General features: G+C 58.4%; 11 protein-coding genes and 2 pseudogenes. 4 read left to right on the forward strand and 9 right to left on the reverse strand.

The window, feature by feature from the left end:
• Positions 1-14 precede the first annotated feature (14 nt).
• A complete protein-coding gene (locus tag GRAN_RS17970) occupies positions 15-1,406 on the forward strand; it encodes a carbohydrate porin (protein WP_128914435.1) in 1,392 nt (463 codons plus the stop codon).
• Positions 1,407-1,488: 82 nt separating this feature from the next.
• Here the strand turns inward: GRAN_RS17970 and GRAN_RS17975 are convergent, their stop codons facing one another.
• On the reverse strand, positions 1,489-5,937 hold the full coding sequence (locus GRAN_RS17975) for a choice-of-anchor D domain-containing protein (RefSeq protein ID WP_161571031.1): 4,449 nt from the start codon (positions 5,935-5,937) through the stop codon (positions 1,489-1,491).
• A gap of 600 nt (positions 5,938-6,537) precedes the next feature.
• Here GRAN_RS17975 and GRAN_RS17980 point away from each other — a divergent pair.
• On the forward strand, positions 6,538-10,011 hold the full coding sequence (locus GRAN_RS17980) for an arabinofuranosidase catalytic domain-containing protein (protein WP_128914437.1): 3,474 nt from the start codon (positions 6,538-6,540) through the stop codon (positions 10,009-10,011).
• A gap of 268 nt (positions 10,012-10,279) precedes the next feature.
• On the opposite strand, the gene GRAN_RS26765 is transcribed toward GRAN_RS17980, so the two are convergent.
• Positions 10,280-10,513, reverse strand: a complete 234-nt coding sequence (locus GRAN_RS26765; RefSeq protein WP_161571032.1) for an RNA polymerase subunit sigma — start codon at positions 10,511-10,513, stop codon at positions 10,280-10,282.
• Between the two features lie 321 nt (positions 10,514-10,834).
• On the opposite strand from GRAN_RS26765, the gene GRAN_RS17985 reads away from it, so the two are divergent.
• Positions 10,835-12,349 (forward strand): bifunctional metallophosphatase/5'-nucleotidase, encoded by a 1,515-nt coding sequence (locus GRAN_RS17985; protein WP_161571033.1) that lies wholly within the window; start codon positions 10,835-10,837, stop codon positions 12,347-12,349.
• Positions 12,350-12,613: 264 nt separating this feature from the next.
• Here the strand turns inward: GRAN_RS17985 and GRAN_RS17990 are convergent, their stop codons facing one another.
• From GRAN_RS17990 to GRAN_RS27095, 3 genes and pseudogenes are all read right to left on the reverse strand, one after another.
• A complete protein-coding gene (locus tag GRAN_RS17990) occupies positions 12,614-13,720 on the reverse strand; it encodes a nucleoside hydrolase (protein ID WP_128914439.1) in 1,107 nt (368 codons plus the stop codon).
• Between the two features lie 95 nt (positions 13,721-13,815).
• Positions 13,816-14,208 (reverse strand): annotated as a pseudogene (locus tag GRAN_RS27090) (phosphorylase family protein); the annotation flags it as partial.
• A pseudogene (locus tag GRAN_RS27095) lies at positions 14,190-14,387 on the reverse strand (phosphorylase family protein); the annotation flags it as partial. The pseudogenes GRAN_RS27095 and GRAN_RS27090, both read right to left, overlap by 19 nt.
• A gap of 520 nt (positions 14,388-14,907) precedes the next feature.
• Here GRAN_RS27095 and GRAN_RS18005 point away from each other — a divergent pair.
• The gene (locus tag GRAN_RS18005) at positions 14,908-16,917 is read left to right on the forward strand and encodes a TonB-dependent receptor plug domain-containing protein (RefSeq protein WP_128914441.1); all 2,010 of its coding nucleotides are present in this window, start codon (positions 14,908-14,910) and stop codon (positions 16,915-16,917) included.
• An 80-nt stretch (positions 16,918-16,997) separates the two neighbouring features.
• Here GRAN_RS18005 and GRAN_RS18010 read toward each other — a convergent pair whose 3' ends face one another.
• Genes GRAN_RS18010 through GRAN_RS18025 form a run of 4 tightly spaced genes read right to left on the reverse strand, consistent with a single transcriptional unit; the run spans position 16,998 to position 23,423 of the window.
• Positions 16,998-18,569 (reverse strand): ATP-binding protein, encoded by a 1,572-nt coding sequence (locus GRAN_RS18010; RefSeq protein ID WP_128914442.1) that lies wholly within the window; start codon positions 18,567-18,569, stop codon positions 16,998-17,000.
• 2 nt (positions 18,570-18,571) lie between these two features.
• Positions 18,572-19,156, reverse strand: coding sequence for a YfiR family protein (locus tag GRAN_RS18015; RefSeq protein ID WP_128914443.1), 585 nt, complete (start codon positions 19,154-19,156; stop codon positions 18,572-18,574).
• The gene (locus tag GRAN_RS18020; RefSeq protein WP_128914444.1) at positions 19,156-21,183 is read right to left on the reverse strand and encodes a TonB-dependent receptor plug domain-containing protein; all 2,028 of its coding nucleotides are present in this window, start codon (positions 21,181-21,183) and stop codon (positions 19,156-19,158) included. Before GRAN_RS18020 ends, GRAN_RS18015 begins: the two co-directional genes overlap by 1 nt.
• Positions 21,180-23,423 carry a putative bifunctional diguanylate cyclase/phosphodiesterase gene (locus tag GRAN_RS18025; RefSeq protein WP_128914445.1) on the reverse strand — a complete coding sequence of 748 codons (2,244 nt, stop codon included), beginning with the start codon at positions 23,421-23,423 and terminating at the stop codon, positions 21,180-21,182. The genes GRAN_RS18020 and GRAN_RS18025 overlap by 4 nt, the downstream gene beginning before the upstream one ends.
• Between the last annotated feature and the right edge of the window lie 55 nt (positions 23,424-23,478).

The raw sequence follows: 23,478 nt of genomic DNA on the forward strand, positions 1-23,478 counted from the left end.
GGAACAAGTACGTCATGAAACAACTCATCCCTGCGACGGGCCGTTCTGGCCTGCATGCCACCTTCTTCGCCATCTTCCTTCTCTCCGCATGCGGAGCTTCCGCTCAGCAGAGCGATAACACCACCCCGGCCGCCGTCGCCGCCAGGGGTGAGGCCGATCAGAATCCACCGTCAACCGACTACGAACATCCCGGCGGCCGCGATATCGAGGACCTGAATCTTCGTGGCGGTTACCTGAAGCTGCCACCCTTTTCAGAGACAGTCTTCGGCCTCGAGAACCCCGTGACCCAGAACCTCGCGAAGCACGGTATAGGCCTTTACGACATCGACGACAACGACTTCACCTACAACACACTCTCTGCACCGGCGCCGCTCGCGCAACAAACGTATACCGGGCAGCGGCCAACCTGGAAGAGCTCCCACTACCCGATGCTGACCTGGGATCTGCGACAGCTCGGCGTGAAGGGAGGTCAGTTGGAAGTCATGGGCACCGTCCAGAAGATCAGCTGGAACGCCGGTGGCCCGAACGCGATTGGGTTCGGAGCACTCGCGTACTACCAGAGCCTCTTCAAAGGCCACCTGGAACTCAAGGGTGGTTACATCGATAACGACTTCGAGTACGTCGGCACCGCAATAGGCGGCCAGGCATCATCCGGTTCCCTCGGCGTCTTCGCCTCGCTGCCATTCGAAGTCGGCATGAGCTATCTGCCGATGACGACGCCAGCCTTCAACGTAAACGTTCATTATCCGCACCATGTCTACACCAAGATAGGGCTTCAACGTTCGATGGATCCCAAGGGAGGCGTTACCGAGGCCGCACGCGACACCATCGGCCTGCGCTTCGCTCCCAAGGGAGACGGGCTGCTCACCATCTACGAGGGAGGCTATCAACACGATGCGGATGCGAAGACTCACCAGATGTGGCTGCGCGGTGGCTACATGTATAACACCACGCACTTCACCAATCTGAAGACCGGAGGCCAGACCACCAACAACATGTTGGGCTACCTGCTTGCGGACCGTCAGCTTTGGAAGACAGACCCTGCTCAGCCGTATCGCGGCCTCTATGCCGGCGTGTCGGCGATGGATGCGCCGGCAACGCAAAACTCCTACAGCCAGTACTACGAGGCGCGCCTGTACATGCGCGCACCCTTCCACAGCCGCCCGGCCGATATGGCGAGCATCGTCAGCTCACACACCACCTACAGCCCGTACGCAAAGTACAACGCCGTCGCCTCGGGCTCAACCTATTGGAACGGTGCCACCAGCTTGACGGGCAGCTACACCCTCCGCCTGGCACGGGGCACCTACTTCACGCCCGGCATCAGCTACACCAACGGTCCGGATATCGCGCCCAGAAATAAGAGCTCACTGAACTTGCTGGCAGTCTTTAGTATCTTCTTCTAAGTCCATGAAGGGTTCCGGTCTCGATTCGCAAGAGGCCGGAGCACCCTCGACTCACTTCCCCGTCTTCCAACGGAAGCTCGCTCTAATTCCCCGTTCCACTCACCGTGATCAGCTGCGGAGATGCCACGCCGTTATCTGCGATGCTCAAAGTAGCTTTGAATGCCGCAGCCGATAAAGGAGCGAATGCAACAGCGACCGTGCAGTTTGCGTTCGGAGCCAGGGATGCGCCACATGTGTTCAACATCGCAAAATCGGCCGGGTTCGTTCCGCCCAATGTAATCGACAGCAGACTCAGAGTGGCCGCACCAGTATTGGTCAGAGTCACGGCCTGTGCTGACGATGTCGTACCCGTTTTCGTCGCGGCGAAGGCAACATTCGCCGTGCTGAGCTTCACCGAAGGCATGGCTGTTCCCGTCCCACTGAGTGCGATGCTCTGTGGTGACCCTGCCGCATTATCCGTAATGCTAATCGTTCCCTTAGCTGCGGCAGCCGAGGTTGGTTTGAACGCGGCATAGATGATGCAGCTTCCACCTGCTGCAAGCGTGGAACCGCAACTGTTGAGCTGGGTAAAGGAAGCAGGATTGCTCCCGCCAATCACGATAGAACTGATGGAAGCAATTCCTGTTCCAGTGTTCTTCAAGGCGATCGCTTGCGCCGAACTCGTGACGCCGGTGACCGTATTCGGAAAGACAATGGAGGCGGGCGTAACCGTAACGCTTATGGTGGCAGCAACACCCGTACCAGTCAGAGCAACAAGCTGAGGCGATCCCGTTGCATTATCTGCTACCGACAACGAAGCCGTGAGCGACCCAGCCGCGGCAGGCTTGAATTCCACCGAGATCGTGCAGCTCGCCGCAGCCGCCAGGGATGTCCCGCAGGTCGTGGCGGACTTGAGGAACGACGTCGCATTGGTTCCGGTGAAGCCGACGGTGCCGAGCGTAACCGCCGCAGTCCCAGTGTTCTTCACGGTCACGACCTGGGCCGCGCTCGTCACTCCGACCGTCGTCGAAGCAAAGGTGAGCGACGTCGGGGATACAGCAACCGTCAGGGTCGCGGCGCCCGTGCCGGCCAGGGAAACAAGCTGGGGCGATCCCGTTGCATTATCTGCAACCGATAGCGAAGCCGCAAGAGACCCGGCCGTAGCAGGCTTGAACTCCACCGAGATCGTGCAGCTCGCCGCAGCCGCTAGAGACGTCCCGCATGTCGTCGCCGACTTGAGGAACGAAGACGCATTGGTGCCGGTGAAGCTGACGGTGCCGAGCGTAACCGATGCGGTCCCGCTATTTTTTACTGTGACCACCTGGGCTGCGCTCGTCACCCCGACTGTCGTCGAAGCAAAGGTGAGTGAGGTTGGCGATACAGCAACCGTTAGAGCCGCAGCACCCGTCCCAGCCAGGGAAACCAATTGAGGCGATCCCGTTGCGTTATCTGCGACCGATAGAGAGGCTTTAAGCGCGCCTGTCGTGACAGGTTTGAACTCCACGGAGATCGTGCAGCTCGCCGCAGCAGCCAGGGACGTCCCGCCTGTCGTGGCGGACTTGAGGAACGATGTCGCATTGGTTCCGGTAAAGCTCACGGTGCCGAGCGTAACCGCCGCGGCCCCCGTGTTCTTCACTGTCACCACCTGCGCCGCGCTCGTCGCTCCAACTGTCGTCGAAGCAAAGGTGAGCGACGTCGGCGATACAGCAACCGTCAGGGCCGCGGCACCCGTTCCGGCAAGGGCTACAAGTTGAGGCGATCCCGTTGCGTTATCCGCGACCGACAACGAAGCCGTAAGCGACCCCGCCGAAGCAGGTTTGAACTCCACGGAGATCGTGCAGCTCGCCGCAGCCGCCAGGGACGTCCCGCAGGTCGTGGCGGACTTGAGGAACGACGTCGCATTGGTCCCGGTAAAGCTCACGGTGCCGAGCGTAACCGTCGCGGTCCCTGTGTTCTTCACGGTCACTGACTGGGCTGCGCTCGTCGCACCGGCCGCCGTAGAGGCAAAGGTGAGCGACGTTGGCGATACAGCAACCGTCAGGGCCGGCGCCACGCCTGTTCCACTTACAGCAACTGTCTGCGTGCCGGAGCCCGCGGTGTCGGTAATGGTCAAAGTCGCAGGAAGCGCTCCGGCGGCCTTCGGGGTAAAGGTCAAGGTGAAGGTGCAGGAGGCGCTTGCGGCTAAGCTTGTGCCGCACGTCGTGGCTACGCTATACGAAGTAGAGCCAGTTCCTGAGAGAACATAGCTCTTGATCGTGACGGCGGTGGTCCCGGTGTTCTTCAGCGTCGCAACCTCTTTGGTTGTGCTGGAAACGCCCTCGGCCGTCGACGGGAAGGTCACACTCGTTGGTGTCACCGTTACAGTTCCGGCCTGCGTAGCCGACGGCCATGCATTCACAAGGTTGGCAACGTTGAAGGAGCCGAGGCCGGTCGTGAGGTCATATCCAGTGGTGGCGTTGTATCCACTAAGAATGCCCGCCTGATCGCCTGTCGTGTTCGTCACGCAATCCGTATCTCCTGTAAAGCAGACAGCCGCGTTCGAGCCGGAAGTCGTGTCATAAAAAATGCAGGTATTGCCTGCTGCCACGGTGTTGGAGTTACAGGCGGAGTAGTTCTCCTTAGCGGCCAACTGATAGAAGACGGGATTCGCAAGTCCTTGAGCGCTACCCGTCTTCTGGATAACCAGGGCCATGATACCCGCGGTCAAAGGCGATGCCGCTGAAGTACCGCCATTTTCCTGATACACGATATAGTTCGGATTGGTGTAATCGCAGGATGTCTCGGGAGACGCTGTCGCTTGACATATCAGGAGCGCACTTCCCGGAATCCCTGTACTACTCTGGAATCCGTAGGCTGCAAACATCGAAACGTCTGGAAGGTCACGCTTCCCGTCCGCGGGAATGCCCGCGACCCCGGTCTGCCAACTCGGCTTGGCATACCCTCCCGAGCATGTTGAAGGAGCCGTCCCGGATGGAGTCGTACAGCGGCTTACACCTCCGCTTCCGGAAGCCATCTCAACCAGGCCCGGAGAACCGCTGACCGCGTCGTTGCACAGTGCTTCGTTATTGCTATAGGAGGTATAAACGTTGCGGAGCAACGGGTTGGTGCATGTATCGTTCCACGACATCTCGGGCATGTAGCCCTTCGCGCTTGCGCCGTGAGAATCATTCGTCGCATTCCAATAGGTTGAGACCGGATTGGTAGCCTCAGTGAGGGGCCACTGGACATCGGTTCCACCGACGGCCGTCACATAGGGGGTTGAAGCCATCCCACTTACCTGGAGGCCATATTGGTCAGCGTAGGGAGGAGTGCCATTCTGGCTTGTGCATACCGCCGAGCCCGAATCTCCCGCTGCTACAAAGGAGCTGATCCCGGACGTCGCGGCCTGTTGAAAAATGCTGTTATATAAGCTGTTGTTCGCGGACCCATTGTTCAGCTCGCACTCGCCATAGCTCATCGTTAGAATAGGGGCGACCTTATTCTCGACGATGTAGTTAATCGCGGTGACTAGTCCGTTCGTGGTCGCGTTATCCACATCGGAAACTAGAACAACCTCGGCGCCCGGCGCAGTCGCGGAAACCATTTCTACGTCTTCGGTGTTCTCTCCCTGGCTGTCAGTGACTCCGGGGTCGGTGCCGCTATGCAGCGTCGTCAGGGTCCCCGCAGGCAACCCAAACGAGCTGCGAAACGTGTTGAAGTCGGTCGTCTGAACATCGCTGAGTCCCACGATGGCCACTTTCACGCCCTTGCCATTGATGGGTGTGCTTTCATTCCACAATGGCAGGATGTTGTAGATAGTCGCGACGTCGTAAGGACTTAGTTCCTCCCGCTGATAGCCCGTATTCGGGTCGACGTAGCCAAACTCAGGCTGCACCTTGCCCGAGGAGTTCGTACTCGACAAAGAAGCTGTGTCGGAGTGCTGTTGGCTAACTCCACCTGAAACCGCCTGTTTGCCATCGAAAGGCACCGAGGTGAGCAGCGAATACTTTCCTGTCTGCAGGTCGCGCTTTACGTAATTTCCGGGATGCGAGTAGTGTTTCGGAAAGAAGTCATTCAGTGACGCGATACCCACCACGACAGGCGACAACGCATCGGGAATCTGAGGATCGCGGTCGTTGGCAAGGTGTTGTTTTCCATTGGCAAGATACCTGTGCATTTCAACATGAAACGCCTCCTGCACCTGGCCGATCGTTCCGGAGAACTGAATCGACACTCGACCCTTACTCACTTCTTGAATGCTCAGCCCGCGACTCACGAGCCAACCCGTGATCGCCGTCATGTCGGAATCCGACGGACCGTAGAGCCTCCCAAACTCCTCAGCGGAGAGCCAATGATGAAAGTCAGGCGACGCAGGATCGTATTGGCGTTCATTAAACTCGGCGAGTGCTTTCTCTTGCTCCGGGCTGCGCTTGAGCACCAGGACCATACGTTCAAGCACCTTATCCGCATCTGCTCTCCCTAGATCGTTGGTCTGCTTGGCTAGCGGGTGAGTGTTCCCGGAGAGCTTCACCAACTTGGTGTCATCGACTCGCTCACTGACCAAAGAACGCACGAAGTTTGAACTTGGAGATCCAACTCCGGAGTTTTGTTGTGCCTGAGCAGTGCAGAGAAGACCGAAAGCCACGACTACAGCGGGGATGACTTGACCAAAGTCCTTGAATCGCATGAAGGAGTACCCTTTATTCCCGGGATAATGAATCACTTTCGGCTTACGTTGGAACGGGATCGTTAGATTGACGGCAGCGCCGCAATTAAATCATGACTCTCGAAACACATGATTTGAGGTCGGCCAGCGCGGAGAAGACCTGCTCCCTTCACTTTCCAATGAGGTCAGGACTTGCTGAGCAAGAAACTCGCATCATCTAAAAACGTTCTATGCGTCGATCTCGGCAGTCTAACCCGCGGACGGGTGGAAGCCAGCTATCTTTGGTAATTCACAACGGAATACGGAAGGGTGCTGGTCGCACCAGGGTAATCGGCGCGTAACCGGCATCATCGCCGGAAGGTAGTCTGAAGCCGAGTTGAACGATTCACCGAACTTCAGTGCCAGGTGGTATACGTATTCCGGCGGAAAGTTCGAAGAAATTGGGATCCGGAAAAAGTAATTCCCATTAACCCAGCCCACATTACTTCCCGGAAGATCAGGATAAGAATGAAGAAGAGAGTCGCTTTCGTCTTGATGCTCGCACTCGTTTATGCAGCCGTTGGTCCTGCCCTGACGTTTGCGCAACAGCCCTCCCCGAGTGGCGTCGGATCTCCACACAGGCCTCAAGGCTCATGCGACATCTACGCGGCTGCCGGAGACCCTTGTGTTGCCGCACATAGCACCACCCGTGCGCTCTACGCCGCCTACAACGGCCCCCTCTATCAGGTCTTGCGCCAATCGGACGGGAAGACGCTGGACATTGGCCTCGTCCAGCCTGCTGCCACGCCTGTCCCGGATCCCGGCGGATACGCGGACGCAGCCGCGCAGGATAGGTTCTGCGCCGGCACCTATTGCTGGATCAGCAAGATCTACGACCAGTCGCCCAAACACAACGACCTCATCCAGGCACCTCGTGGCGGCTTCAGTGGCCCCGCGTTGGGTGGCTTCAATACTCTTCCGCTTGCCGATATGGCCCCGATTACCGTCATGCGGCACAAGGTCTACGGCGTATTCATCGAGCCCGGCATGGGCCTTCGCCAGAACGATGTCAAAGGCACCGCGGTCGACGACCAGGCCGAAGGCCAGTACTGGGTCGTCAGCGGAAAGCACTTCAATGCCGGTTGCTGTTTCGACTACGGCAATGCCGAGATCGACAGTCGCGACGATGACAACGGCACCATGGAGACCCTCTACTTCGGCAACGCCACCCCGTGGTACAGCGGGGCCGGAAACGGGCCATGGATCATGACCGATCAGGAGAATAATCTCGTCGGTTGCGTCAACGACGACGGAACCAAAGGCTGTCCCAATCTACCCAGCATCCCCTGGCGTTTCGTCACCGCCATCGGCAAGGGAGAACCGCACCATTGGACTTCCATGGGCGGGGACGCGCAAAAGGGCGCTCTATCCGTCATGTTCGATGGGCACCGTGTGAATCCAACCTACGACCCGATGCGCAAGCAGGGGGCGATCCTCCTGGGCAATGGTGGCGACAATAGCGTCGGTTCCCAGGGAACCTTCTATGAAGGAGCGATGACCGCCGCCGGCACGTTCCCGTCGAATGCGACCGACCAGCTCGTCCAGGCCAATATCGTGGCCGCGGGATACGACGTAACCCCACTCAGCTTAACACCGGCTGAGCCCGCGAGAACGCACGCCGCACCGCAGACCTTTACTCCCGGATCGTCGCGAAACTTCACCGTAACCTTCACGAATACAACTGGCTCTCCTGCCGCGGACGTCTCGTTATCGATCGCCGTGCCCGGCCCACAGTGGACTGCGGTTATTTCAGGCGCCGCCCAGGCATCGAAGAAGTTCGCTCAGGTCGATCCAGGTGCGAGCGTCAGTGCGACATTCAAAGTCACCTCCGCGCCGGTGGCCTTCAACGGTGATCTCGTCGGCCATGCGTCCTGGGCAAATCAGACGAGCGGCAGAAGCCATGTTGAAACGGCTGTAGAAAAGATCCGCAACACCAGCCCAGTCAAGATCAACGAGTTTCGAGTCAACGCAAGCGCTCCCGGCAACCCGACCGATTCCTTCATCGAGCTCTACAACGCAGGCACTCAAAGCGCTGACCTCTCTAACTGGACACTGACCGCACACCCTGCTCACCAGGCCATCTTCTCAACGGTAAAGATACCAACTGGAACGAAGCTCGCATCTGGCGGCTTCTATCTGCTCGGCCTCTCCAACTCCGGCCTTGTGGTTCCCGCACTTAAAGGGGAAAGCACCGTCCATGTCAGGAATATCGATGGGATGTCAGTCGGGGACACACTCAACATCGGCTCTGGTTCCAGTATGGAAACACGCAAAATCGCAAGCCTCGGAACGGCCGCAAGCAGTCATACAACGCTGTGGCAGTCCATTCCCGAGGAGATAGTGATTACCATTCCTCCCGGCTCAACCAACGTGCCGGTTGAGGACACAACCGGATTCGTAGTTGGCCAGAAGATAGCTCTTGGCTATGGCTCTACCTACCCCATCGTTGCGAACACAGAGGAGAAGTATGAGGTTGCGACCGTAACCGCCGTCGGCAAGCCCGGAACGCAAGCCTATCTGGCGATGGAAGCTCCCGCGGGCGTGAAGAACATTCAAGTCACATCGCTCGCGAATATCTCGGCTGGTGACAAGATAAGGCTGGATATCGACAGCGTGGGCCATGGGATCGAAACCGTAACAGTGGCGCATGTCGGCACCGCGGCGAGTCAGACCAACCTCTCAGCTCCCGTAAGCGCCGGAGCTACCCGGATCAACGTGCGCAAAGCAGAGGGCTTCGCGGCGGGCAACAAGATCACCATCGGCACACCAGCGAGTCAGCAAGCCGTCACCATCACGGCCGTGGGCACCACGCCTGGACCGGATGGTATCTCCATCGACTTCACGCCTGCCCTTGCCAAACCTCACGTAGCCAGTGAATGGGTGGTATCTCCCGGAACAGGTCTGGACCTTGCAGCTCCCTTACAATTCCCTCATGCGGCCAACCTCCCGTTCAGCGATCGTGGAACGGGAATCAGCTTCCAGCCAGCGACTGCCTTTGCCCATTCGAGCAACGAGCCAGTCCAGGCACTCGGCACTGGCATAACTCTGGATACACCACTAACCAACAACCAGGCGATCCACGCGCCCGTCCGCGATGCCGCGGTCAGGACTGCCGGATACCAGGGTATGCCCGCGCCTAACCAGTGGTTTGGCGGACCGGAACTCACCACGAAGTCCCCACAGTTCGGAGTTACCCTCAACGTCGAAGAAGGCAGCATCGTCCTCCGCGAACCATCGGGAGTCGTCGCCGACAGCCTTAACTACGGAGGCCTTGTCGACCCATGGGCTGCCGAAGGCGATCAAACGGTCTCAGGAGCTCCGATCAGCGGCTGCTACGCACCGGCGCCCGGTTCAGTCTTCAACCCCTGGTCGACGGTCGTGGCCCCTGTCGCCATCAATACCAGTGCAGGCCGCTTCCCGGACGGTGCCGATACGGACAGCAACTGCAACGACTTTTCAATGCAGGCCGCTGCCTCCTTGTCGGCTAAGTCGGAGGCCGGAGCAACGAACATAAAGGTCGCCAGCACGGAAGGCTTCCACCCTGGTCAGACAGTCCATGTTGATTCCGGCGTGAATGCTGAGACAGCAGTGATCGCTGCCGTGGGAACAGCAGGTGCCACGACGGCACGCACGTCTACGGATCCTGGAGCGACTCTGCTCACCGTCGACAGGGCCACTGGCTTTGCTAGAGGAGAAACAATCACGATTGATGAAGGCGCGAACGCTGAGACGGCGGTGATTGCCTCAACCAGGGCCCGAGGAGTAGCCACCATCACAGTCGTCAAACCTCTCGCCCATACCCACGCAACTGGCGCGCAGATATCGGGGAGTGGCATCAGCCTCACCACTCCCCTGGCCCGAACTCATCTAAGTGGAGCTCAGGTATCCGATAACATTCCGACTCCCGGCGCGCCCAATCGATATGAAGAGAGAAATCATTGAGGTGGCCGGGAACTTGGGCCTTCCAAATCGGCCAATAAAGGCCGCCTCATCATTGCTAACTTCAATCTGGTCGTTTCAGTTGAACCGGGGAGTACGCATAAGACGTGGATGAGCTTGCCGTAAGCGGCGTCCCGCAGTATCGGCACTGAGACGCACCTCGCGCCGCGGAGCCCATGGAACGCTTCGACATTCCGCTACATCATCACGCAGCCGCCATGGACTTATAGACCCACTGCCATGAACCCCGCCATCAATAGCGGCGATCGGATCAGGAACGCTTCGCCGGCGCTTTCTTGCCAGGCACTTTCTTGCCAGGTGTCTTCTTGCTCGGTGTCTTCTTCGCTGCAGTCGCAGGAATCTCTTTCGGCGGAGACACGTGAGCCACAACAGAAGCGCCAAGCTCGCGCGTTTCCGCGGTAGTCAACATGCTGGGCGACTTGAGCGCCTTCTGCGCGAGCTTCTTGATCTTCGGAGATGTGATTGCTGCGGGTGCTTTAGGCATTGCACAATTGTACGGTCCTTCTCGCCCTTGCTGAAGAATTTTAGAAACACAGTCTCAAAACAAACATCGGAGTATCGGCAGCGGTTATCAGGCGAATGGGAAGGCGATCTTTGAAGAAGAGCCGATGCATCACGTGTCCTCTCTCATATCGATTGGGCATTCGAGCACGACGCGCAGACGCTTGTAGGATAAGTCTGAGGTGAGTTCTTGGTGACGAGGAAGCTAGTTACAGCGGCGACGCTGCTCGGGTTAGGAGCCATCACGGCTTGGGCTCAACAAATGGTGCCGGGGCAGCATCCAGTCGGATCTCGAAGTCAGCAGGTGACGGTACAGGTGCTGGCAATCAATGATTTGCATGGCAATCTCGAACCTCCCGTGGGACGTGACGGCATGGTGGGTAAGACCCCGGCCGGCGGGGCCGAGTATCTTGCCACACACCTGAAAATGGCTGAGGCTGAAGAACCCAACTCGATCGTGGTAGGTGCAGGAGACCTGATGGGCGCCTCGCCACTGATCTCGGCCTTATTTGATGAGGAGCCGGCCATCGAAGCCATAAATGCGATGGGGCTTAAAGTGACGTCAATCGGAAACCATGAGATGGACCACGGAATCACCGAGTTGAAGCGTCGGCTGAAGACCGCGCACTATCAATACCTCGCGGCCAACGTGCTGGAAAATGGGACGCCTGTCTTCCCCGCAACCTCGATTCAAACGGTGGGCGGAGTGAAGATCGGATTTATCGGGGAGACGCTCGAGGGGTCGGCGGCAGTCATCTCTGCAAGTGCCATCCGTGGAGACCAATTCCTGGAGGAGAGTCAGGTTGCTAACGAAGCCGCGTTACAGCTTGAAAAAGCGGGGGTGCATGCGATCGTGCTTCTGATTCATCAGGGCGGCGCGCAGCACGGACAAGCCGATGCGATGGATAGAGACAGCTGTGCGAACTTCAGCGGGGAGATCCAGGGCATCGTCGAAAGGCTCTCACCGGCAATCCAGCTAGTGATCAGCGGGCACACCCATGAGTATTACAACTGCAGGATCGCGGGACATACGGTGACGAGCGCGGGCGCGTATGGACGACTCTTTACGCGCGTCAAGCTGACAGTGGACCGTCGAACGGATCGTATCTTGACAGTTGCGGCGGCCAACGAGATCGTCACGCGCGACGTGCCTCGAGATCCCGCCCAGACAGCGATCCTCGAGAAATACAAACCGCGCGCGGAGGAGGTGGCAAACCGCACGGTGGGGTCGATCGCCGGGGAGATCAGTCGAAAGCAGAATGCAGCTGGAGAGAGTGCGATGGGAGACGTAATCGCCGATGCCCAGTTGACGAGTGTCGCGGCCAAAGAGAACGGCGGGGCCGAGCTGGCCTTCATGAACACAGGCGGCATCCGGGCCGAACTGCCGGCAACGGGGCCAGGAGAAGTCTCATTCGGGGAGCTCTATGCCGTGCAACCGTTCGGCAATCAGATCACGGTCCTTACGATGACAGGAGAAGATATACGGCAATTGCTTGAGGAGCAGTTTCGAAGCGACGGGTCGTCGATCATGCTGCAGGTGTCGGAGGGATTCAACTATCAATACAGGCTGCATGCCGCGCCCGGAGAGCACGTGGTGCCGGGTTCGATAAAGCTGCGGGGAAAGGTGCTTGGAGCGAAGGACCGCGTTCGTGTCGAGGCAAACGGCTTCATGGTGGCGGGGGCCGAAGGAATGACCGCCTTCAAGAGCGGCACGGACAAAGTAATAGGGACTCGGGATGTGGACGCTCTGGTGGCATACTTCAAGACGCACTCACCGGTGGAAGCCCCGAAACTGAACCGCATCGTGCGGCTGGATTGAGTCGTTGGAAGAAGCGCCACGCAAGAACATACCACTTGCGAATGACCGCAACATGACCGCACTTGCCATGCAATGGCCCACGTTCTGCACACCAAAAAGCTTGTGGTGAAACTCTGGGAATTTTACATCCGTGACCGCTAACCCGTTTAGAACACCACGATTACGCGCCTGCACCAAAACCGCGCAAAACATACCAATTTGCGTGCAAATTTCGACCCTGAGGTAGAACCTCTTCGCATCCCCGGGCCGCCTCCTGACCGGCGCTTAGGTCTCCATGGCAAGCGTTCGAAAGACAAGAGCCTTGAACTTCTCCGCATCCGCCTGCACGCAAAGATCGACATTGCCTTGCGGAATCGGATGGCCCGTGTAGATATCGTCTCCGTACACCAGCATCCCGCGCGTATATTCGCCCGCCAACTCCACGCGAACAAACACCCGCATGAACTTGCGGCCGATCGACGGATCGATCGCCAGCGAGACGGCCATGGGATCGGCGTTCACCGAGCCGGTCGCTCCGCGGTACTTCATCTCATAAGTTCGCCGCAGGTTGTTCGACTCGATGAAAAAGCGGCTCCATTTGGTATGCAGCGCCTCGGCGCGATCGTAGTCCGCGGCCACCAGGATCGAGTCACGATTGCTGATGTCCGCTGCATTCAGTGTGATCAGCGCGCCCGAGGAGAACACGATGTGCGCCGCTTCCGGATCCACGAGGACGTTGTAGCTTGGAGGCATTCCCGGAGTGGCATAGCGCCCTCCAACGAAGACGATGCCTTTCAGCTTCTTCGCGAACTCGGGATCGCGAAGGATTGCCATGGCGATGTTGGTCAACCCACCCAACGCAAGGATCGTGATCTCACCCGGCGCGGCGTTGACAGCCCGGATCATCATGTCGACCGCATGCTCGGTCTCGGGCTTCTGCTTCACCTCCGGAACCTCGACATCGCCCAGCCCGTATTTGCCATGGATAAACGTCGCGACAGGATACGGACGGTTCAGCAGTGGCTTGGCCATCCCCCGGTAGACCGGGATCTTTCCGCTCTTGCCTGCCAGGTCGACCAGAAACAGCGCGTTACGCACCTGTTGGTCGTACCTCTCCGTTCCCATATTGCCCGGGCAGACCGTCACTGCGTCGATAACGAGTTGTGGGGCAGCCACGGCCATCAGAAGCGCCAGCGCATCGTCGTTGCCCGGGTCAGTATCGACGATCACCCGGCGAATGCCTTGCAAGCGAGGCTGGGTCTCAGCGATACCGTTCGGCGGTATGATCGCGGGCGCTGACTGCGCTTGGAGCAGCTCGGCAGGCGCTCCTCGGCCGGCCAGCATGAATCCGCCGGCAAACATCCCACCCAGCGCCTGGCGTCGCGTCCACATTGACAGTCACGTCCTCCATGCTTGCGTTGAATTTCACTATACGATGCTGCCCATCTGCCGCAACATGCGCGTGAGAGGGTGCAGGCAACATCGATCATGCGCGACTGGGCCGGCCCGAAGTCCTCTAGCCACTCATCCCTGATGCGATTTCCGTGGATGGCGAGGAGCGCCCCCGACATCCTCCCAACAGCGCGGCCTATAACCAGCACACTCTCTGCCTCCATATCCAAAGCCCCAATGCCTCGACGCCTGTATGCTTCGAGCCGGTCTCCGATGTTCTGAGGCGCGTGAGGATAAGCCCGCCCTTGTCCTGCATAATAGCTGTCCGTCGATGCGACACTCGTGACCGAGTAGGGAACTTCCTTCTCACGCGCCACCTCAGACAAGACACGAACGAGACCGGCATGCGCGCGTGCTGGCTCAGTGCCGGTGTCATAGAGAGAAGCCGCTCCGCTCCACGGACCGCGCTCGATACAATCACCAGCGATCCCAACTCTAGGTCAACCTGGATAGCACCCGAGCCTCCAACCCGCAAGGCGATCTCGCAGCCAAGCATCGCAGCTTCCACCAGGGCGATCTCGGTGGACGGACCGCCGATCCCCGTAGAACAGACCCCTAGCTCAACGCCATCGAAAGATCCGGCCCCTACCCGAAACAGCAACTCCACTGGACCGAGCCTATCGAGAGGTCAAGGAGTCACCGGGGTTGCACGGCAAACTTGCCTTGCTAGTCTCCGCATTCGGATTCGGTGTCGACGGATTTGATCTCCTCCTATCGGTTCTTCTGCTACCGCGAGCGTCAAATTCAGTTCTTCGGACGCTTCGAATTCTAGGCATCGCTCTCCGAGGGATCGGCGGCTACAACCATCTCGATCGCCGCCGGTCGCTGGTTTACCGTCCACTTCCTTGTTGTCCACGCTCTCAAGACGGGATCCTCGCTTACGGCTGCCCGCAAGAGATGCCTGCATCGGCTGCGATCAAGCACGCCCTGACTTCACGCGTTAGCGGAGTCTGTTCTTAGCTTGGCAACTTCGTGAGCTCGCCGATCCGCATCGCCCGCTTCGACCGGCCCTCGAAGGCCTTCCCGAATCGTGTCAGTGCGCCAGTTGAACATTTCCGCCCATCCTGCCGATATGCTCGCCAGGGGAAGCCATCCAAGTGAAGAAGCTGTGGGCAATACACAGAACGATGCCTGAGCGATCCATCACGTTTGCTTTCCTTCTTCTCGGCGTGTTCGGCCCAGAGCCAGCCTCAAGCCAGACAGCGACGCTACCCATCGATCTTGAAGCCATGACGCTCGAGCAATTGACGCGTGTGGAAGTCTTCACCGCGTCCCGTCACCTGCAGGCCGTTCAAGCCGCCCCCGCCTCCGTCACGCTCGTTACCGCCAAAGAGATCCGTGAGCATGGCTATCGCACGCTGGCCGATGTTCTCCAGGGCGTTCGAGGCTTCTTCATTACGAACGACCGCAACTACAGCAGCATTGGCGTCCGCGGCTTCGCGCGCCCAGGTGACTTCAATACACGCATTCTGCTGCTCGTCGACGGCCACCGGCTCAATGACAACATCTACGACGAGGCCATGATTGGCCGCGAGTTCCCCATCGATGTCGACCTGATCGACCGCATCGAGATCATCCGCGGCCCCGTCTCTTCTCTCTACGGCAGCAACGCCCTCTTCGGCGTCATCAATATCTTCACCCGGCGCGGCCGTGACGTAGGCGGCTTCGAGCTTTCCTCCTCGATCGCGTCCCTTCACTCCGAACAAGGACGCATCACGTACGGCCGCAAGTTCAACAAGGCGGAGGTCCTAATCTCCGGCAGCTTCTACGGAAGCCGCGGACACAACGCCCTCTTCTATCCTGAGTTTGATTCGCCGCAGACGGGAGACGGCGTCGCACGGCACGCCGATGACGAACAGGTCGGCAGCGCCCTCGCAACTGTTTCATTTCACGACTTCACCCTTCGCAGTGTCTTTGGTACTCGCGAGAAGGGTATTCCCACCGGAGCATACGGTACGATCTTCGGCAACAGTGGCACCCGCACCACGGACTCTCACGGCTACGTGGATCTGCAGTACGAGCATACGGTCGCCAACTCATGGATTGTGATGGCTCGAGGCTTCTACGATCGATATGGTTACCATGGCACCTACATCTACCCATCTCAGGACGATCCCGCGCAGATCAGTCCCGAGGCCGATTTTGGCGATGGCCGATGGGCGGGTGGTGAGGTCCAGCTCACGAAGACGGTCCTAAGCCGAAACCGCGTCGTGGCAGGCTTTGAGTTTCGCGACAACCTCCGGCAGAACCAGCAGACATACGATCTCAACCCGTACACACCGGATCTCGATGACCGCAGAACATCGTTTGTAGCCGCGCCTTATCTACAGGACGAAGTCACTCTTACAAAATCCCTCATCCTTAACGCCGGCCTTCGCTATGACTATTACAGCAGCACAAGGGCGAGTGTCGATCCACGCGTCGCTTTGATCTTCCGGCCTTACCAGGGAACAGCAGTCAAGCTGATGTACGGCGAGGCATTCCGGGCTCCGAATAACTACGAGAAGTATTATGCCGTGGCGCCCAACGTCGCGAACCCAGAGATTCAGCCGGAGAAGATTCGCACCACCGAGGGTGTGTGGGAGCAGGAGCTGCCCGCCCATCTCTCGGCGTCGGTCTCAGTCTTCTATAGCCGGATGGACGGCCTCATCACACAAGCCGTCGGCACGGATAGTGACTCGCTGATTTATCAAAACCTTCAGCAGGTCAACTCGGTCGGAGCAGAGCTTGAAGTGCGTCAGGAACCCGTTCGCGGAACGCAATGGGTCGTGAGTTACTCCTCCCAGGGAACGAAGGACAGCGACACCGGCCAGTTCCTCAGTAACTCACCACGCTCGCTCGCCAAGGTCAGCTTTACGCAGAAGCTTCCCGTAGCGAACCTCAAGGCCGGCTTCGATGCGCAATACAGAAGCCGCATCATCACGCTCTCCGGCTCGTCCATCTCGCCTTATACCCTGGTCAATGCCACGCTTCTCGGACGCTCGATCGGCAAACACGGAGAGCTTTCGCTCAGCGCTTACAACCTGCTGAATAAGAGCTACTCCGATCCAGCCTCGGGTGCCAATACGCAACAGGCCATCCCGCAGGACGGACGATCCTTGCGAGTCCAGATCACTTGGCGCCGCAGCGAGAGATAGCGTCTCCCATTAGGCTTCGCGTAGTTTGGCCTCGCATAGAAGGCATTCCGAAGAAGACCCGCGAACAACCGCAAGCTCAACTAAACGACGACCACTACCCGTGCTTCCTCTTCTTCCGCCATCGAAGACTTATCCGGGAGAACGATGGTGAAGGTCGATCCCGAACCAAGCGTGCTGCTGACCGTGATCTGTCCACCCATCGCTTTGCACAGTTGCTGACTGATCGCAAGACCCAGGCCGCTTCCGCCGTACTTGCGCGTTGCCGAGGAGTCGCCCTGGGAGAAGGTCTGAAACAGCCTTCCCTGCTCCTCGATCGAGATGCCAAGACCCGTATCGCGAACACTCCATTGGATCCAGGATCCAGCGTCATTGCTGGCTTGTTCGACAGCGATCGAAATCGTTCCGTCCTGCGTGAATTTGCAGGCATTGCTGATGAGATTCAGCAGGCACTGCCGGAAACGCAGCGGATCGACGTACTGAACGCCATGCCATACCGGCCTCACCAGGCAAATCCGATTGCGATTATTCGTCGCGAGCATTTCGGCAGCCGGCATCACCTCATCCAGCACCTCCGAAGACAGCACATACTCCGGATACAGCTTCATCTCGCCCGCTTCGATCTTGGAGAAGTCAAGGATGTCGCTGATGAGCCCAAGAAGGTGACGAGCCGACAGAAGGACCTTGTCCAGATCCATCGTGAAATGCGTGAGTCCTTCGTCGGTAGCCTCTTCATGCAGCATCTCGCTGTAACCGATGATCGCATTCAGCGGAGTTCGCAGTTCGTGGCTCATATTCGCGAGGAAGGAGCTCTTTGCCAGGTTCGACTCCTCAGCAAGCACCTTGGCCACGCTGAGATCCCGCTCGATTGCCTGCCTTTCGATGATTTCGTTTTGTAGATCCTGCGTTCTCTCCTGCACGCGATCTTCCAGCGAATCGTGGGCGATCTGCAAATCTGTCTCGCGCTGCTGGATATGATCCAGCATCATGTTGAATTGATCGACCAGCATACCGGTCTCATCGTTCGAGATCCGCCTCGCTCGCGCCCGCGGATCGTTGCCGCGCGCGATCCTCGTTGCCACGTCCGTCAGGTGGAGTATAGGCAGAGAAATGATCCGCTGCAGCACGGACGAGAGTGCCAGCGCAAACAACATAGCCACGAAGAGCACCGCAAAGCCGATCTCCGCCAGCCGCAAAAGAAGGCGATACATATCAGCCAGGCTGACGTCCAGATAGAGCAGGCCTACCGTCTCCCCTTTCATCAGGATGGGCTTTACGATCAGCAGTCGATGGGAGTCGAAACGCGAGGCGACCGTGCTAGCATCCGGACACGCCAGGGTGACGCCCTCACGCGAGAAGTGAGCCATGGGCTTCCCGCGTTTGTCGTAGATGCAAGCCGCCCGGATTCTTCCGTCAGTGCGAAGAATCGACAAACTCTCATTCGCTGCCGACGCGTCGTCAAAGAGCAGGGCAGGCCCAGTGGTATCCGCGATGAGCTGCGCTGTCGCCTGCTCATCTTTTTGCAGTGTCGCGCGGCTGTGGACCAGTTGATAGATCCAGAGAGAGGCGCAGGCCAGAAGCACGGTCACCGATGCAGTGGCCGTGAAAAGCAGAATCAGCTTCCTGCGAATAGAGCGGCTAAGAAAGTTGGACATGGTTAGTGTGTCACCGTCGCGAGATGAAGAAGCCGGGAGCTGATGGTAAGTCCGCTACGCTGAGCGGCGCCGAGGTTGACCTCGATATGAACATGGTCCTCACTCGTCGGCAGCCCCATGACCTGTGCCGGATTATCGGAGTTGGACTTCTCCGAAACCGTAAGAACCGCGCTCTTCTCCAGTTCTCCCAGTGCATGCGCGACGCCTTTCCTCGAACCCGCGCTCTCATAAAGAATGTGACACGCAGTCGCGTTGTCGATCGAGGTCAGATGCTTTACCACGACCGGCTTGCTCTGAACCGTTTTACCTTGCATCAGCGCATCGATGTTGGTGCCGATCGGATCGGAGCCAAGCAGACACACGTCAAACTCCGGATGAGCCCCGTCGAGCTTCCACGAGGGCCAGTCGATGAACTTGGTCAGATTGAAGATCATGGCGGCTCGGATCTCATACTCATCCGCGCTCGCCTTCTGGGCGATGGCGCGCTCGGCAGAAAGAAGAGCGACCCCAAGCAAAAGAAGAATCCTTCCAGCCTCGCAGGTTGTAGGTAGACGTCCTATCGCGCGATGCAGCTTCTTTCTTGTCATCAGAAGCTCCACCTGGCTCGCACGAACAGGCTCCGGGGAACATATAAAGGAACATCGGCGCTCGTCGCGTTCCCGAATTCGATATGGCGCGGGGTCAGCAGATTCGTCCCGCCGGCATCGAATTCCATATTGCTGCCCAGCTTGCGGCTAACGTGCATATCGACGCGATCGATTCGCTTCACTATCCCGCTGCCTCCCTGGATAGATCCATAGCTCAAGCCAGTTGGCAACGCATCGACATGAGAAAAGAAGGCATTCGCTCCCCAGCCTCGCGCAAAGCTCCAAAAAGCCGATGCGGTAACCGTGTTACGCGGTGTGCTCCATGTGTCGAACAAGACGACTTCCTGCGCAGTCGGCGTCTCGGTAGTGCGAGCCTGTGCCCACGAATAGCCGCTCTGCAAGGAGAGATCCCGCAGCGGCTTCCAACTCAACGAAACTTCAGTCCCCGCCGTCTTCGCGTCGTACCCGTTCACATACATCAGGTTCTGGACGATATGAGGGGATGGAGTTGTTGCGAATACCGGTGTCACTACCAGAAGCGACTGAAGACGACGATTCACATTGAAGAAGCCCGCGGCATCGAGCGTCACTCCGCGCCAGAGCCGTCTCCGGTAGCCTGCTTCGTAGGCCACTACCGTCTCAGGCTTGATCCCGGGATTGCCGAGCAGCGAGCCGGTAACCGGCAAGCCCTCCTCGCTGCCTAAATTAAGGGGAAGGTTGAGCGCCCTGTCCTGAATCGCCTCCGCGACTGCCGCCCGCGACACCGCCGTCCAGAACGTATTCCGTTCGTTCGGAGCCCAGAGAAGGCGCCCACTCGGCTGGAGCTGAAACCCTGCAAGTGTCCCTTCCTGGATCTTGCTTCCAATGCTGAGCTTCAGCCTGGGTTTCAGTGTGATGTCATCTTGAGCGAAGCCATCGACGAGATAGTTCTTATATTCCGGAAGCGAAGTAATCAGTTGCTGGCCGGCTATATGATTTGCGGTAAACCGCGCCTCCACGCCCCACACGAGATCCTGCCGTGCATGGGCCGTTGGATGGCTCTGGTATTCCGCATCCAGGGTCCGCGTCCTCGTATGGATTCCGAGCTCATGCCGTGAGGTGTCATCGAAATACACCTGCGCTGCCGAATCCTGGCCGGGATCCTTGTGTTCCCACCGTCCCAGCAGATACCCTCCGGCGATCGAGCCGTGATCCTGCCCGTCGATCAGCGACGGCAGGTTATAAGAACCACTGATCTGCTGCTTGAGGTAGCCTCCGTAGCTATCTCCAGTCATCACGATCGAGTCTTGCCGGCTCCGCTGCCAGTGAAGACGAGCGCCTCCGCGCACCGTGTCCTCTCCATCGAACCCATGGGAACCATCCTGCTGCTCGAATGGGTTCCGATGCGTGTAGAAGCCATATCCACGATACTGAAGACGATCCCCGAGAGACCCACCAAACTGCAGATGCGTCATACCCCCGAGGCGACTAGCCTGAGCCGATGCTTCAAAGCCAAGTGTATTCCGGGCTCGTCTCGTAATGACGTTGATCACGCCGTTGACTGCGTTCGTGCCCCATACCGCCGCCCCAGGTCCCCGGATGACTTCAATTCGGGCGATCTCTTCGAGCGGTATGTCGTTCTGATCCCAGTGCGCCCCCGCGTAAATCTCGGAATACACCGTGCGCCCATCGATCAGCACCAGCAGCTTATTGGCATAGGCACTATTGAAACCACGCGCACTCACTGCCCACGTCGACGCGTTGATCTGGGCAACCTGCAGTCCAGGCACCATTCGCAGCAACTCAGGAACGCTTGTTGCCGCTGACCTCTGGATGTCTTCACTGGTAATAACGAATACGGCAGCAGGCGTGACCCACAAATCCTGATCTTTGCGGCTGAAGGAACTCATGCGCAGTTGCATCTGCGTCAGGTCTTCTAGGCTCGCGGTCGAGAGGTCAGGCTCTACCGGAGTCGATTGAGCCACCGCACCGATCATTGCGCAACCAAGCAGCCCGACCAGGGTGGCGGAGATCCACCTGCGCTTCATGCACGCTCCATCAAGGCAGAAAGCGTGATCGGAGAGACATGATTCGCCGGAAGCGCCTGTGAATCTTGAGGGAGACTGCGCGCCGCGGAGTCCTGTTCTGCAACGAGCAAGGTCCGGAAGCTCTGGGGGTCGAGTGGTTTTGCAAAAAGATATCCCTGTCCGAACCGGCAGCCGAGAAGGCTTAACGTCGACCGGTGGGACTCGGTCTCAATGCCCTCCGCGATCACGTCGAGGCCAAGCACATCGGCCATGCTAAGGATCGCTCCAACCAGTTCGCTCGAGGATTTCTGCTTGGGGTCGAGGCTTGATACAAAATAGCGATCGATCTTCAGCGAGTCGAACGGCAGCTCGCGGAGATACTTCAGTGAAGAGTAACCCGTGCCAAAGTCGTCGAGATCTAGTCCCACACCAAGTTGCTTTAGAGCGTCGAGAGTTCTGCGCGCCGTCGTGAAGTCTTCAAACAGTGCCGTCTCGGTCAACTCGAAGTGCAGGCTCGCTGGAGGAAAGGCGGTCTCCTCAAGCGTCATCCGGATCGACTCCACGAGATCTTTCCGCCGGAACTCGCGCGGAGAAAGATTGACCGAGAGCGAGAGCGGCTTCTCACCGGGAAACTCCTCGTGCCACCTCAGAACCTGCTTGCATGCTTCACGCAGCACCCACTTGCCGATGTCCACGATGGTTCCGGTCCGCTCCGCGATCGCGATAAACATCCCCGGTTGCAGCAGGCCGCGCGTCGGGTGCTCCCAGCGGACCAGTGCTTCCAATCCATAGGTCGTTCCGGTATTGAGATCAACCTTGGGCTGGTAGACAAGCCTGAGTTGACCATTGGCAGCAGCCGACCGTATCTCATTCTCCAGTTCGAACTGTTGCGTCGCCACATCGCGCATGCGCGGATTGAATAGAACGATGTTGCCCAGGCTCTCCACCTTCGTGGTGTACATCGCGATATCCGCTTCACGCAGAATATCTTCCGGCGAAAGATGATCCTTGTTCGCGATCGCCGCGCCGATGCTGAACGCGCAGTGTACGGGAATCCCTTCGAGAACGAAGACCTCCTGCATCCTGTCCCGCACTTCCCTGGCGAAGTTCATCACTGTCGCTTCGTTGATGACGCCCTGCAGCATCACCGCAAATTCGTCTCCACCCATCCTCGCGAGAAGCGGTGCCCGCGAGTCGCTATCCTGCATGGACCAGCGTGTCGCCGCCATCTCCAGCCGCGCTGCGATCAGGATCAGAAGCTTATCCCCGATCAGATGACCCAGCGTGTCGTTGATGGACTTGAAGTGATTGAGATCAAGAAACAACACCGCAAACTTGGGTTCCACAGCCTCTGCGGAGGCATAATTCTCTTGTGCATTCTCGATAGCCCATTCCAACTCCGTAATCAGGCGCAGCCGATTCGGCAGCTCCGTCAAGGCGTCTCGCGTCTTCTCTTCCGTGATATCCGATTGCGAGCCCGTAAGCCGAATGGGAACACCTGCGGAGTCGCGCAGGGCAATGGCATGGCACGACATCCAGCGGGCCGTTCCATCCGTATGACGCATCCTGTAATCACACTTCAAGACATCGAGGCCGCCTGCCAGGTACTCCTCGATCGCCTGCTCCACCGCCGATCGATCGGAAGCGATCATGCGCGAGAACCAGGCATCCTTTGTATTCTCGAAGCCCTGTTCGCAGCCCAGCATCTCTTTCCAGCGTTCGGAGAAGTAGATACGATCCGTCCGCAGATCCCAGTCCCACAGGCCGTCTCGCGAAGCCTTCGAGGCAAGCGCATACCGCTCTTCGCTTCGCACCAGCGCGGTCTCAGCGCGCTTCCTGGTAAGTTGTGTTCGAATTCGCGCGAGCGCTACCTTATAGTCGACAGGCTTAGTGATGTAGTCGCTCGCTCCGTCTTCTAGTGCCTCGCTGATCTTGTCGCTGCTGGCGACTGCTGTAACCATGATGACGGGAAGCATCTGCGTCGCGACATTCCCACGCAGCGCTTTGAGAACCTCTGTACCGCTCATCTCCGGCATCATCTGATCGAGCAGCACAAGATCAAAGGCTATCTCCCGGATCAACTTCAGCGCTTCCGCTCCACTTGAGGCAACGTGAACAGTAAATCCGGTCCTCGTCAATCGCCTGGAAAGCATGTCAAGATTCAACGGTTCGTCGTCCACGACGAGAAGCACGCCTGCGTTCTCTGGGGCTGGCTTATTATTTGATTCCGCTGCTCGTACGTTTGTGACTGGGACTGCCATGCATCGAATTTTTCACATCGGGGATTCCAGCTGAATCCCACAAGTGATGTATGCA

Origin of the sequence: Granulicella sibirica (genome assembly GCF_004115155.1) — a bacterium.
Taxonomy (GTDB): Bacteria; Acidobacteriota; Terriglobia; order Terriglobales; family Acidobacteriaceae; genus Edaphobacter; species Edaphobacter sibiricus.

Coding starts and splice junctions, on each gene's coding strand:
- GRAN_RS17970 (WP_128914435.1), top strand. CDS start 15: ATGAAACAACTCATCCCTGCGACGGGCCGTTCTGGCCTGCATGCCACC.
- GRAN_RS17980 (WP_128914437.1), top strand. CDS start 6,538: ATGAAGAAGAGAGTCGCTTTCGTCTTGATGCTCGCACTCGTTTATGCA.
- GRAN_RS26765 (WP_161571032.1), bottom strand. CDS start 10,513: ATGCCTAAAGCACCCGCAGCAATCACATCTCCGAAGATCAAGAAGCTC.
- GRAN_RS17990 (WP_128914439.1), bottom strand. CDS start 13,720: ATGTGGACGCGACGCCAGGCGCTGGGTGGGATGTTTGCCGGCGGATTC.
- GRAN_RS18005 (WP_128914441.1), top strand. CDS start 14,908: ATGCCTGAGCGATCCATCACGTTTGCTTTCCTTCTTCTCGGCGTGTTC.
- GRAN_RS18010 (WP_128914442.1), bottom strand. CDS start 18,569: ATGTCCAACTTTCTTAGCCGCTCTATTCGCAGGAAGCTGATTCTGCTT.
- GRAN_RS18015 (WP_128914443.1), bottom strand. CDS start 19,156: ATGACAAGAAAGAAGCTGCATCGCGCGATAGGACGTCTACCTACAACC.
- GRAN_RS18020 (WP_128914444.1), bottom strand. CDS start 21,183: ATGAAGCGCAGGTGGATCTCCGCCACCCTGGTCGGGCTGCTTGGTTGC.
- GRAN_RS18025 (WP_128914445.1), bottom strand. CDS start 23,423: ATGGCAGTCCCAGTCACAAACGTACGAGCAGCGGAATCAAATAATAAG.